Annotated in this window: 9 protein-coding genes; 2 read left to right on the top strand and 7 right to left on the bottom strand. The window is 59.5% G+C overall.

Annotated features, from left to right (window positions below; translation table 11 throughout):
• Positions 1-143 precede the first annotated feature (143 nt).
• Entirely contained in the window at positions 144-599 is a 456-nt protein-coding gene (locus AC6CIA_RS18235) for an REP-associated tyrosine transposase (protein WP_498313935.1), read from the bottom strand.
• A gap of 186 nt (positions 600-785) precedes the next feature.
• Entirely contained in the window at positions 786-3872 is a 3087-nt protein-coding gene (locus tag AC6CIA_RS18230) for a transglycosylase domain-containing protein (protein WP_498313933.1), read from the bottom strand.
• A 403-nt stretch (positions 3873-4275) separates the two neighbouring features.
• On the opposite strand from AC6CIA_RS18230, the gene AC6CIA_RS18225 reads away from it, so the two are divergent.
• Positions 4276-5697, top strand: a complete 1422-nt coding sequence (locus AC6CIA_RS18225; RefSeq protein ID WP_339532054.1) for an amino acid permease — start codon at positions 4276-4278, stop codon at positions 5695-5697.
• 85 nt (positions 5698-5782) lie between these two features.
• Here AC6CIA_RS18225 and AC6CIA_RS18220 read toward each other — a convergent pair whose 3' ends face one another.
• A complete protein-coding gene (locus AC6CIA_RS18220) occupies positions 5783-6067 on the bottom strand; it encodes a putative quinol monooxygenase (RefSeq protein ID WP_339532055.1) in 285 nt (94 codons plus the stop codon).
• A 46-nt stretch (positions 6068-6113) separates the two neighbouring features.
• Positions 6114-7733, bottom strand: coding sequence for an FMN-binding glutamate synthase family protein (locus AC6CIA_RS18215; protein ID WP_339532056.1), 1620 nt, complete (start codon positions 7731-7733; stop codon positions 6114-6116).
• A gap of 229 nt (positions 7734-7962) precedes the next feature.
• On the opposite strand from AC6CIA_RS18215, the gene AC6CIA_RS18210 reads away from it, so the two are divergent.
• Positions 7963-8238 (top strand): type B 50S ribosomal protein L31, encoded by a 276-nt coding sequence (locus AC6CIA_RS18210; RefSeq protein ID WP_498313930.1) that lies wholly within the window; start codon positions 7963-7965, stop codon positions 8236-8238.
• A gap of 74 nt (positions 8239-8312) precedes the next feature.
• Here the strand turns inward: AC6CIA_RS18210 and AC6CIA_RS18205 are convergent, their stop codons facing one another.
• From AC6CIA_RS18205 to AC6CIA_RS18195, 3 genes are read right to left on the bottom strand one after another with little or no spacing between them, the layout of a single operon-like run.
• Complete coding sequence (locus AC6CIA_RS18205) at positions 8313-9719, bottom strand: ATP-binding protein (RefSeq protein ID WP_498313928.1); 1407 nt, start codon at positions 9717-9719, stop codon at positions 8313-8315.
• Positions 9720-9721: 2 nt separating this feature from the next.
• On the bottom strand, positions 9722-11527 hold the full coding sequence (locus AC6CIA_RS18200) for a DAHL domain-containing sensor histidine kinase (protein WP_498313926.1): 1806 nt from the start codon (positions 11525-11527) through the stop codon (positions 9722-9724).
• Entirely contained in the window at positions 11524-12501 is a 978-nt protein-coding gene (locus tag AC6CIA_RS18195; RefSeq protein WP_498313925.1) for a cytochrome-c peroxidase, read from the bottom strand. The genes AC6CIA_RS18200 and AC6CIA_RS18195 overlap by 4 nt, the downstream gene beginning before the upstream one ends.
• Between the last annotated feature and the right edge of the window lie 10 nt (positions 12502-12511).

The raw sequence follows: 12511 nt of genomic DNA, 5'->3' as shown, positions 1-12511 counted from the left end.
AAAAAGCCTCCGCGGTCCTTCAGTCCAAACTGGGGGGGGCAGGTTTGGGGGCTGCTGCGCAGCCCAACGGGGGACAAGCCCCCTCGCCACAAAACAAGCCCCTCTTCAGCCACAGGGCAAGCCCTCTCGCCACTTCTCATTGATCAAAGCCAGGCGGCATCCCACAGCGGGTAGTCGCCGATGTGTTCGACCAGGCCGGCGCGTAGAGGGTTGGCGATGATATAGCGTGCGACTTTACGCAGGTCTTCATCAGTACGAATGGCGCGGTCATGGTAGCCACGTTGCCAGAAGCGTTCCTTGCTGCCACGGGCGTGGTTGATGCTTCGTGTGCTCAACGACTTGGTACGCCCCACCACCTGGGGCAAGGTGGCGTCCTTGAGTTCGAACAACCAGTGGAAGTGATCAGGCATCACGACCCATGCCAGGGAGTTGATCAGGTTCAGTTCATGGGCCTGCTTAAACTCGGCGACCAACAGTCTTCCCAGATGGAAATTTCGAAATAACGGCTGGCGGTTATGCACAACCGCCGTAATCAGATAAGCGCGGCCTGGCTCTGAATATCGACCACGGCGCAGTAAGTGTGACTGGGGATGAGGCAATCCATTGCTCCTTTTGGTACGACGAACTGAACCTTTGACGCTAGCAACGGAGAAGGGCGAACCGTGTGGCGATTGATGTCTGTTTGTATCGATAAAGGTCGAGAAGGACGTTCACACCGGGCACGTTGGGCGCCGGTTACCTGTGTGACATCAAGTAATTTGTGTAGCCACAGGACAAACCGCCGCTCAGCCAGGTTGGCAGCGCATGGATTCTGTCTGTTCCAGATAAGGCATCAGGAGCGGTGTCATGCCCTTGAGCACTTGCACCGGCAGGGCTGAGGTGAAGGTGAAGTGCTGTGCCGAATTGCCCGGTACGAACGCCGTCAAGGTGCCGAAGTGCTGCTCGCCGAGGTAGAACACGAACGTGGCGGTGCGGTTGATCGATTTGGAGCTGAGTACGCGACCGCCCGCACCAAATGTCTGGATGCGGTTGTCCCCCGTACCGGTCTTGCCGCCCATTGCCAGCGGCGTACCGTCGGCCAGGGTGAAACTGCCCGCCACGCGTTTTGCCGTGCCGGCGTCCACCACCTGCGACAACACCTCGCGCAGCGCCGTTGCCACTTCGCTGGGCATGACGCGTCGAGCACGCTCCGGGTTGTTGATCAGCCGTGTCTCGTAAGGTGTGCCGGCGGCAAAATGCAGACGGTCGATGCGCAGCACCGGCAAGCGTACGCCGTCGTTGAGGATGATCCCGATCAGTTCGGCCAGGGCGGCGGGGCGGTCGCCCGAGCTGCCGATGGCGGTGGCCAGCGAGGGCACCAGATGATCGAAGGGATAGCCCACGGCCTGCCAGCGTTGGTGGATATCCAGGAACGCCTCGACCTCGAGCAGCGTGCGAATGCGCTTGTCCCGTGCACTTTGATGACGGCTCTTGAACAGCCAGCCATAGACTTCCTGGCGCTCGAACTGACTGGCCTCGACGATTTGGCTGAACGTCGCCTCGGGGTGATTGAGCAGGTAGCCCATCAGCCACAGGTCCAGTGGATGAACCTTGGCGATGTAGCCTTGGTCGGGCAAGTCAAAAGCCCCGGGACCGTAGCGCGTATAGAGTGTTTCCAGGCGCGCGTCGCTCAGCGCTTTCTGGCCCTGGGTGGTTTTCAGGTGTGCCCGCACAAAATGCTTGAAGGTTTGCGGGTTGGCCTCGGGCAGCAAGTAACGATGCACCGCCGCGAGGCGAACGGGCGTGGGGCGCACGCCGTCGAGGAACGTCTCGAGGCGCGCCTGGGTATCTTTTTTCTGATACTTCTTCCAGAACTTGAGCAAAAACGTGCTGCCTTCGCGATCCGCGAATCGGGCCAGGTATTCCTGGCGCCGCGGATCGCTGTCGTCCTTGAGTAATTGCGCGCTGTTGTTGGCGCCCGAATAGATGCTGTAGCGCACCAGGTCGCGCATCAGGCGAATGAACGGCAGGTTGATGGATTCGCGCAGCGCATCGCGCAGGCTCGGCGTGCGGCCGTTGTCCTGGATACGGAAATTATTGAAACGGTGCAGGCCGCCGCCAGTGAAAAAGGCCTCGCCGGGACTCGCCGAATAGGTGCGATCGAGGGCGGCACCGAGCATGTTGTCCAAGCGCTGCTCCGGGTGACGGATCAGGTAATCAATGGCCCAGCGGCTCAAACGGTCCTGGCTGTCGACCTCAACGTTCTTCAACGCAGCGGGCGTCAGATGCGCATAGCGTGCATGCAGTTCCGCGATGATTTGCAGGTAGGTGGTGAGCACGCGCAGTTTGGCGGTAGAGCCCAGCTCCAGCTTGCTGCTCTGGTTGATATCGAAGGGCTGGTCGGTGTTGTCGGTCTGGATCCGCACGCGGGCGCCATCCGCAGTTCGTTCAAACAAGGTAAAGCTATAGCGCACCTGGGCGGTGGACGCGGGGGTCAGCAAGCGGTGGCCCAGCAAGCCGACTTGTCCGGCGAAAGCCGGGTCCGCCAACTGCTTGAGGTAGTCGGTTATCTGGTTTTGCAGCTCGCCCTGCAAGGTGCTGGTAGCCGAAAGATCGAGGCGGTCAAGGTCGTACAAGGAGCGATCCAGCAGCACCGCCAGTCGGCTGCGGGCGACACTGATGGCTTTATTGCTGTCGATCGGTTGAACCGCGGGTTGCTGTTGCCAGTCGCGGTAGGTGACGCGGCTTTCCAGGGCGGCGGCGGCGAGGGTGGTGTCGATGACCGCGTGTTGCCGCAGGAGCCGCAGGTGGCTGTCGGTCAGATTGGTCAGTGCTGCGCGGCCCTTGGTCAGGTAGTACGAAGGGCGGCGCTGGGCGATCATCAAGGACAGCACCTGGCGCAACGCCAGGCCGCGCGCCGCGTGGCTGGCCGGGTCGTCCGCGTGGCTGCTCAGGGCTTGATTGACTTGATTGAAGTCCGCGCCGTACCACGCCCTTAACCCTTCGGCCATGCCATGGACTTCGCCATGCCCCGGAACTGCCGACAACGGCACGCTGTTGAGGTAGTCGCGCACCACGTTCTGCCGGGCGAGGAGCGTGTCGGGACCGTTCTGGTACGCCCGCACACTGGCGGACAGCATCTGGCGGATTTTTTCGCTGCCTGAAAGGGTCAGCCCGTCCGACGAGTGACGGTATTTTTCCAACTGAGTCGCCAGGGTGCTGCCGCCTGCCGTTTGTCCCGGCAAGTGCAACTGGCGGGCGACTTGTGACCATGCAGCCTTGGCGAAGCGCGGCCAGTCCACCGCCGGGTTGGCCTGGGGTCGGGTCGGGTCGAGCAGCTCACGGTTTTCGATAAACAACAGGCTGCGCACCATCAGCGACGGCACGTCGCTGAAGCGCGCATATAACTGGGGCGGGTAGTCGAACCGATACAACGGCGTGGCGCGGCAGTCGGTGATGGATAAACCTGCCTGGATTTTCTCGGCGTAGGGAATGAACATGCCTTGGCGGCTGTACGCCATCAGCGCATCGGAGAAACGTGCCTGCGACTCGATCACGTAGTTGCGATTCAGCAGGCGCGGCAGGAATTCTCCGAGGGCGCTGTAGCCCAGGCGCTGGTCAAACGGGCCGGCGCCGGGGTAGACAATCGCATCGCTGGCGCCGGGCCCCAGGGTGTAGGTCAGTTGCTCTGCCCACTGAGTGAATGTCCGCGCTTGCCAGTGAGCCGTCTGCAGTTCTCGTCTTGCGGCCCAACCCAGGGCGATCAATACCATCAACAGAATCAGCCAACACAGCCGCCAGGCTCGGGATGGCGTGGTTTTTTTCGGCAAAGGCACGGGTGACAGGCTGTCTGCTTCAGTGTCGGGAGAATCGGTGTGCCACAGAGCGCCCATAGTCGACTGATCCATTCCTACAGATTGATCGGACTTGTCTGAAGCGTAGACGCTGATTGCCCATGCCACGAGCTTTGTCGTAGAGGTTTGCGCGAGTCATCCCGGTGCCGGACATGTTATGTAATACTTGCCGCGTTTTGCGCCGGGAAGGCCGGTTTAGACGGTTGCTGCTGCCTCCGTCGAAACGCTTTTTATCGGGGCTTATCGCCAAATTTTGCTGTTTATTGAGTGAAAAGCCCTGTCGGGAGTTTTTTACACTGCACGCCCCGCTGAGCTGGCCAGTTGTTTTTGCCAGACGGGTCTTCCCACAAGGTTGACCCGGTCAAGTCGACATATGCGCCTATCGGCTGATATGCCTGAGACTCGGTGGCTATATCCAATAACAAAATGAGGTTGTATTCCTATGCCTGTCGGCAAACCACTGCCCCTTGAGGAGACCGCTCAAGGCGGTCCGCTCAAACGCGAATTGGGCGAGCGCCACATTCGACTCATGGCCCTTGGCGCCTGTATCGGTGTCGGCCTGTTTCTTGGCTCGGCCAAGGCCATCGAAATGGCCGGCCCGGCGATCATGCTGTCGTACATCCTCGGCGGCCTGGCGATCCTGGTGATCATGCGTGCCTTGGGCGAGATGGCGGTGCATAACCCGGTCGCCGGGTCGTTCGGGCGCTATGCGCAAGATTACCTCGGGCCGTTGGCGGGGTTTCTGACTGGCTGGAACTACTGGTTCCTGTGGCTGGTGACTTGTGTCGCGGAAATTACCGCCGTGGCGGTGTACATGGGCGTCTGGTTCCCCGATGTGCCGCGCTGGATCTGGGCCCTGGCGGCGCTGATCAGCATGGGCAGCATCAACCTGATCGCGGTCAAGGCATTTGGCGAGTTCGAGTTCTGGTTTGCGTTGATCAAGATCGTCACCATCATTGCGATGGTGTTGGGCGGCATCGGCATCATTGCGTTCGGCTTTGGCAATGACGGCGTGGCCCTGGGGATTTCCAACCTGTGGACCCATGGCGGTTTCATGCCCAATGGCGTGACCGGTGTGTTGATGTCCCTGCAAATGGTGATGTTCGCGTACCTTGGCGTCGAGATGATCGGCCTCACCGCCGGCGAGGCGCGCAACCCGCAGAAGACCATTCCCAACGCCATCGGCTCGGTGTTCTGGCGCATTCTGCTGTTCTATGTCGGCGCGTTGTTCGTGATCCTGTCGATCTACCCGTGGAATGAAATCGGCACTCAGGGCAGCCCGTTCGTGATGACCTTCGAGCGACTGGGGATCAAGACTGCGGCCGGCATCATCAACTTTGTGGTGATCACCGCCGCGCTGTCGTCCTGCAACGGCGGGATTTTCAGCACCGGGCGCATGCTCTACAGCCTGGCGCAAAACGGTCAGGCCCCGGCGCAGTTCGGCAAGACCTCCAGCAACGGCGTGCCACGTCGGGCGCTGTTGTTGTCGATTTTCGCGTTGCTGCTGGGGGTGCTGCTCAACTACCTGGTGCCGGAAAAAGTCTTTGTCTGGGTGACCTCGATTGCCACTTTCGGTGCGATCTGGACCTGGGTGATGATCCTGCTGGCGCAGCTCAAGTTCCGTAAGAGCCTGAGTCCGACGCAACAGAAAGCCCTGAAATACCGGATGTGGCTGTACCCGATCAGCTCTTACCTGGCGCTGGCATTCCTGGTGCTGGTGGTAGGCCTGATGGCGTACTTCCCGGACACGCGCGTGGCGTTGTACATCGGGCCGGCGTTCCTGGTGTTGCTGACGGTGTTGTTCTACGTGTTCAAACTGCAGCCGACCAACGCCACTGAAGGATCGGTGTCTTCAGCGTCCTGAAACCTGCGCCGATGACAAAAAAAGCCCCGCCTCATTTTTTATGAGGCGGGGCTTTTTTGTGAGATTCAGGGCGCTGGATCGACGCCTAGAACGCATCCATCAACAGCACTCTGCCGGGCTTGGCCTGATACGCATTGATCTGTGGCACCAACCGTGTGAAGTGCTCGGTCTGGCAGTGAGCATCCAGTGCTGCCTGGTCGGGCCATTGCTCGACAAAGATAAAGTGCCCGGGGTCTTTCTGGTCGACATACAGGTCGTAGGCAATGCACAGCGGTTCTTGCCGGGTTTTCTCCACCAGTTCGGCGTACCAGGGGCGTACGGTGTCCAGGTGTTCGGGCTTGATGAAATCTTCAGCAATGACTTTCAGCATGAGATGTGTCCTTGGAGCGGCGCCCTGCACGGCGCCGCATGAGTAGTCAGGCCGCAGCCACTTCGTGAGGCTCGAAACTGTCGGCCCGCGCCATCTGCCACATCCGCGAATAAAACTCGCCGTTCACTTCACCGGTAAGCAATTCCCCAGGCTTGAGGAACACATGCAACTGCGAGAACAGCTTGATCTCGGTGGCCGACATGCGTCGCACCAAGTGCTTGGCCGACAACTGCGAGGGATGATCGAGCCCGGCCGCGGCGAGCATTTCCGCCAGCGCCTTGAGGGTGTTGCGGTGGAAGTTGAATACACGCTGGGCCTTGTCCGGGACCACCAGCGCACGTTGGCGCAAAGGATCCTGGGTGGCGACACCGGTCGGGCATTTGTTGGTGTGGCAGCTTTGCGACTGGATGCAGCCAATGGCGAACATGAAGCCCCGGGCCGAGTTGGCCCAGTCGGCGCCGATGGCCAGAACGCTGGCGATGTCGAAGGCGCTGACGATCTTGCCGCTGGCGCCCAGCTTGATCTTGTCCCGCAGGTTCAGGCCGACCAGGGTGTTGTGGACAAACAGCAAACCTTCACGCAACGGCACGCCGATATGATCGGTGAACTCCACGGGCGCCGCGCCCGTGCCGCCTTCCTTGCCATCGACGACGATAAAGTCCGGCAGGATTCCGGTTTCCAGCATGGCCTTGGCAATGCCCATGAATTCCCACGGATGCCCCAGGCAGAACTTGAAGCCCACCGGTTTACCGCCGGAGAGTTCGCGCAGTTGGGCGATGAACTGCATCAGTTCGATGGGCGTGGAAAAAGCGCTGTGGCGCGACGGCGAAATGCAATCTTCGCCCATCATGATGCCGCGAGTGTCGGCGATTTCCTGGGTGACCTTGTGTTTGGGCAGGATCCCGCCATGCCCAGGTTTGGCGCCTTGGCTCATCTTGATTTCGATCATCCGCACTTGCGGATTCTGCGCTTGCACGGCAAAGCGCTCCGGGTCAAAACGGCCGTCGCTGGTACGGCAGCCGAAATAGCCGCTGCCGAGTTCCCAGGTCAGGTCGCCACCGTTTTCCCGGTGATAAGGGCTGATGCTGCCTTCGCCGGTGTCATGGGCGAAGTTGCCCAGTTTGGCGCCCTGGTTGAGCGCGCGGATGGCGTTGGCGCTCAGCGAGCCGAAGCTCATGGCCGAGATGTTGAACACCGAGGCCGAATACGGCTGGGTGCACTGTGGACCGCCGACCATTACCCGAAAGGCGCTCGGATCACTCAACGGCGCGGGGCGCATGGAGTGGCCGATGAATTCAAAACCGGACTGATACACATCGATCAGGGTGCCGAAAGGCTTGTCGGCGGTTTCATTCTTGGCCCTGGAGTAGACCAGCGAGCGCTGGGCGCGGGAGAAGGGCAGGGCGTCGCTGTCGGATTCCAGCAGGTATTGGCGGATTTCCGGGCGAATGCCCTCGACCAGGTAACGGATGTTGCCCAGGACCGGATAGTTGCGACGCACCGCGTGAGGGCTCTGCAGCAAGTCGAACAGGCCGATCAGGCTCAGTACGCCGGTGATCAGCGTGATGGGCCACAACCATTCGTGTTCGATAAAGGGCAAGCTGGCGAGGGTGAAAATGACGCACACGGCAAAAAATGCATAACGGCTAAGCAAGGACAAGCTCATACGTATTCCTTGGGTTCGGACTCATCAGGACCTGGGTCTTCAGGGTTGTGCGCCTGTGTCTTGTTATGTTTTTCACGGTTAACGCAGGCTTCCAGCTTAAGGGCGAACTCTCGACAGGGGCAACTGTAATAGCATTGAACACTGCTCTTATTGCAATTGCTTCTCGTTTGATTGGGTTTATTGTGTTACGGTATAACGTAATTAATCCACCCTGTGCCCCGGAGGCTTTATGAAAGCTGGTATCCATCCTGAGTACCGCACCGTGCTGTTTCACGACACCGCCGCCGATGTGTTTTTCCTCATCGGTTCCACCGCCGACACCGACCGTACCCATACACACACGGATGGCAATACCTACCCGTATTTCGCCCTCGACGTATCCAGCGCCTCCCACCCGATCTACACCGGCCAGCAGCGCAAGACCCAGGCCGAGGGCCGGATTGCCGGCTTCAACAAGCGGTTTGCGGCGTTTGGGTCTTCGGCGAAAAAAGTCGAGGTCGAGTAAAAAACAGGGTGGAGAACAACCCTCCTCGCTGCTATAGGCTGCTCGCCCCGTTAAACCGCGCTGACCGCAGGCATCTACAGCGGTTTATCCGTCTGCCGTATCGGCAGCACCACCCGAAAGGTGGTGCCTTTGCCGGGTTCGCTACGCACCGAAATATCCCCGTGGTGTTTCTTGACGATGCCATAGGACAGCGACAGTCCGAGCCCGGTGCCTTCGCCGACCGGCTTGGTGGTGAAGAACGGATCGAAGATTTTCTGCAGGCTGTCGGCCCCGATGCCGCAGCCGTTATCGGCGACTTCCAGCCACACCTGATCGCCTTCGATCCCGTTGCTGATGGTAATCGTGCCGCGCTCCGGACCCATGGCCTGGGCCGCGTTGATCACGAGGTTCATCACCACCTGGTTGATTTGTGAGGCCAGGCATTCGATTTCCGGCAACGGCTGGTAGTGCTTGATTACATCGGCTTTGTACTTGAGTTCGCTGGCCACGATGTTCAGGGTCGAATCGATCCCCTGTTGCAGGTTCGCCCATTGCCATTTTTCGTTGTTGTCGACCCGGGAGAAATCTTTCAGGTCCTTGACGATCTGGGTCACACGCCCAATGCCATCCTTGGATTCGCGGATCAGCAGCGGAATGTCCTCCTTGAGGAAATCCAGATCCATGGCTTTGCGCAGAGTGATCAACTGTTCAAGGCACTCTCCGCTGGGTAACGCCTCCTCGGCCTGCTGGTAAGCGTCGAGCATCTGTTGCAACTGCTTGACGTAGCCTTCGAGGGTGCCGAGGTTCGAGGAGATAAACCCCACGGGGTTGTTGATTTCATGGGCGACGCCGGCGGCCAGTTGTCCAAGGGAGGCAAGTTTTTCCGACTGCACCAATTGGCTTTCCAGTTGTTTGCGTTCATCGATTTCCTGTTGCAGCGCCTGGCCCGCAAGGGTGAGTGCCTGGGTGCGCTGCTCCACCAACTGTTCCAGGTGAATGGTTTTCAGGCTGGCGCGACGAGCCATGTCCCATTTGGCGGCGAGGGTGTTGGCCATCTGCTGGACTTCGATGTTATCGAAGGGTTTCTTCAGGATCAGCAACCGGTCATGGGCTTTCAGGCGCAACAGCAGGTCTTCCCAGGAATAGTCGGAATACGCTGTACACACCACGACTTGCAGGTCCGGATCGACTTTCCAGAGTTCTTCGATGGTCTGCGCGCCGTCCCAGCCTTGCGGCATGCGCATGTCGACAAACGCCAGGGCGTAAGGCTGTTCCTGCTGCATGGCGGTGTGCAAGCGTTGCAGGCCTTCCTGGCCGCCATAAGCCGAATCGAGTTCAAACGCCTGGGTCTGGACCTTGGCGGTTGTACCGAACAACGCGGCCTCCATCGCGTCCAGTTCCACGCTGGGTTCGACGGTGGGTGTCAGGATCTTGCGAAAATCTTCGTGGATCGACGGTGTGTCATCGATCAACAGGATGCGCCGGTTCGGGGGACGATTCATGCTCAGGCCTCGGCACGTTCAAGAGGGATGTTCAAGGTAAACAGCGCGCCTTTGCCCGGCCCGTCGCTGTGGGCGGTCAGGTGGCCCTTCATTTCGATGGCCGCCAGGGCGCAGCTGTGCAGGCCAAAGCCGTGGCCTTCCTTGCGGGTGGTGAAACCGTGGGTAAAGATCCGTGTCATGTTTTCGGCCGGGATACCTTCACCTTCGTCCTTGACGCTGATCTGTAACCTGTCGCCATCCAGGGGCTGGACCGTCAGGGTCATCTGTCGCGTGCGGTCGGTGAGGTTGGACATGGCGTACTTGGCGTTGCTGATCAGGTTCACCAGGATCAACAGCAGTCGATGTTTGTCGGCCATGATTTCAGGCACCTCGTGGTAGTTCTTGATCACGGTCACATGGTGTCTGTTCAGGGCGCCGGCGTTCATGCGCAGGGCATCTTCGATCAGGGCGCTGATGTGTATCGGTTCCCACGGACTGGAGACCCCGGCATAGGATTGCTGGGTGGAAACGATGTCCTTGATGTGGTCGACACTTTTGCTCAACTGCGCCAGCTCATCGACCATGCCTTGCTGTTCGACGGCAATCGCGTCTACCAGCTGGTTCAGGTAGCCGGGGAGCAATTTGCCTTTTTCATCCGCGGTGATAAAGCTGCCCAGGTCATGGGGGTGTTCGTTGATCAGTTGCATCGCCTTGCCCAGTCCCTGGGCCTTGCTGGTGCGCAGTTTGCGCGCGATCAGATCGGCGGAGATATTCACGCTGTTGAGTACGTTGCCGACGTTGTGCAACACGTTGGTGGCAATTTCCGCCATGCCGGCCTGGCGGGCGCTGCCCATGAGCTCGCTCTGGGCATCCTTGAGCTCCCGGGTGCGCTCTTCGACGCGTTGTTCCAGGCTTTCGTTGGCGCGCTGCAACGCGCGATTGACCCGGTTGATCTCGGCGAAACTGCGCAGCAGGCGAATCGCCAGGTACAGCAGTACCATCACCAACAAGGTTGAAAACACCAGCAGGTAACGATGATATTTCTGGTCGATACGATCGGCTATCTGTTGGTCCTGATTGATGTGGTTGGTCAACTCGTCCAGTCGCGCCGACAGCGGGATGGCCGCGATACGCTCAAGCAAGTCGTTGACCACCGGCTGTTCGCGCAGAATCAGCGAAATGTGGTTGCTGAGAATTTCCACCGGTGCCTGGAACCCCTCGGGCATTTGTTCGCGGTTGATCGCCAGCTTATTCAGACCGACAAGAATTTCCGCGCCCTTTTCGTCGTCGGTTACCAGCGCAAATTCCAGGCTGCTGAGCAACAGGTCATAGGTGTCGGTCGCCACGTTCTGCAATGCCAGCCGTTCATGATCGTCCAGTTGGTTGAAGTACGCCTGGATATCGTCTTCGGCAGTCGGCAAAAAGGCTTGGGAGTTGCGTAGCAAGGCGTTGCGCGACTTGAACTGGTCGACCAGCCGCGCCTTTTCCTGAAGGGCTGTCTGAAAGTCATGCTGGAGCGACTGCCAGGCGCCTGCGTCGACAGGGTGATGTTTTGCTTCGTAGGCCTTGAGGCTGGCCCACAGCTTGTTTATTTCGTTGAGTGGAGTGACCAGCGGATCGTAATTGTGGGTCAGCGCAATCCGCGCCTTGAGCACCTCGCTGTCCCATTGGGCGTTCAGTTGCTGGATATGGCGGATCAGGTCGCGGGACTGGGTGTAGCTCGCGGTCTGGTCCGTGGAGGATTTGACGTACAAAAATACCAGGATCGAGGCGAGTGCCAGGGCAACGGCGCCGAGCAGGAGCAGGGTGGCGCGGCGTGTCAGTCTCATAGTTGCTTACCTTCCCACTTGCCGCTCAGGGTCTTGAGAAACTTGATAATCAGGTCTTTGTCTTTGGCCGACGGTATGCGCCCCAGCTGATACTTGAACATCACGTCGACCGCGTCCTCCAGGGTTTTCGCCGAAGCATCGTGAAAGTACGGGGCGGTGGCGGCGACGTTGCGCAGGCTGGGGACCTTGAACACGTTGCGATCTTCCTCATCCTTCGTCACGAGGTAGCGTCCCAGGTCGGCTTCGGTGGGGTTGCCGCGGTCCTTGAAGTAATCGCCCATCACGCCGAACTTCTGATACATGTTGCCACCGATATTGACCCCTTGATGGCAGGCAATGCAGCCATATTCCTTGAAACGCAAATAACCGTACTTTTCCTCGCGGGTGAGAATCTCGGTGTCGCCTTGCAGGTACTGGTCAAAGCGAGAGTCGGGCGTGAGCAAGGTCCGCTCATACGTCGCCAGGGCGTTCTGCACGTTGGCGGCGGTGACACCGTCAGGATAGATCTGCTTGAACGCGCCCTGGTACCCAGGCAATGCGGCCAGCGTGGCGACCACGTTCTTCCAGTCACTGCCCATTTCCACGGGGCTGGTGACCACCGCTTCGATCTGTGCCTCAAGGGTGTCGACCCGGGCGTTCCAGAACTGTTTGAAGTTCAGGCTGGCGTTGAACACCGTCGGGGTGTTGAGCGTCACAGGCTTGCCATCGAACCCCAACGAAAACGGCTGGTTATCGGCGCCACCCCGATCCAGGCGATGGCAACTGGCGCACGACAGCGTGTTGTTGACCGACAGGCGCGTTTCATTGAACAGCCGACGCCCCAGTTCGACCCGCGCGGCGTCAAGCTCCGGCAATGGCGGCAGGGGTTTGAGTGCTTCATTGAGTGGCGCTGCGGCTAGCTCGCCGCCACTGCCGGACCACAGGCCAAGGGCTATCGCGGCTATCAACGAATAACGTGCAAGTGGATTGCTCAACTTGAATTCC

This window comes from Pseudomonas sp. GQ91 (assembly GCF_059758795.1).
This window is presented reverse-complemented; position numbering and strand designations above follow the sequence as displayed.

Bases quoted from the DNA above. Each gene is read 5' to 3' on its own strand.
- AC6CIA_RS18230 (WP_498313933.1), bottom strand. From the start codon at position 3,872: ATGGGCGCTCTGTGGCACACCGATTCTCCCGACACTGAAGCAGACAGC.
- AC6CIA_RS18225 (WP_339532054.1), top strand. From the start codon at position 4,276: ATGCCTGTCGGCAAACCACTGCCCCTTGAGGAGACCGCTCAAGGCGGT.
- AC6CIA_RS18220 (WP_339532055.1), bottom strand. From the start codon at position 6,067: ATGCTGAAAGTCATTGCTGAAGATTTCATCAAGCCCGAACACCTGGAC.
- AC6CIA_RS18215 (WP_339532056.1), bottom strand. From the start codon at position 7,733: ATGAGCTTGTCCTTGCTTAGCCGTTATGCATTTTTTGCCGTGTGCGTC.
- AC6CIA_RS18210 (WP_498313930.1), top strand. From the start codon at position 7,963: ATGAAAGCTGGTATCCATCCTGAGTACCGCACCGTGCTGTTTCACGAC.
- AC6CIA_RS18205 (WP_498313928.1), bottom strand. From the start codon at position 9,719: ATGAATCGTCCCCCGAACCGGCGCATCCTGTTGATCGATGACACACCG.
- AC6CIA_RS18200 (WP_498313926.1), bottom strand. From the start codon at position 11,527: ATGAGACTGACACGCCGCGCCACCCTGCTCCTGCTCGGCGCCGTTGCC.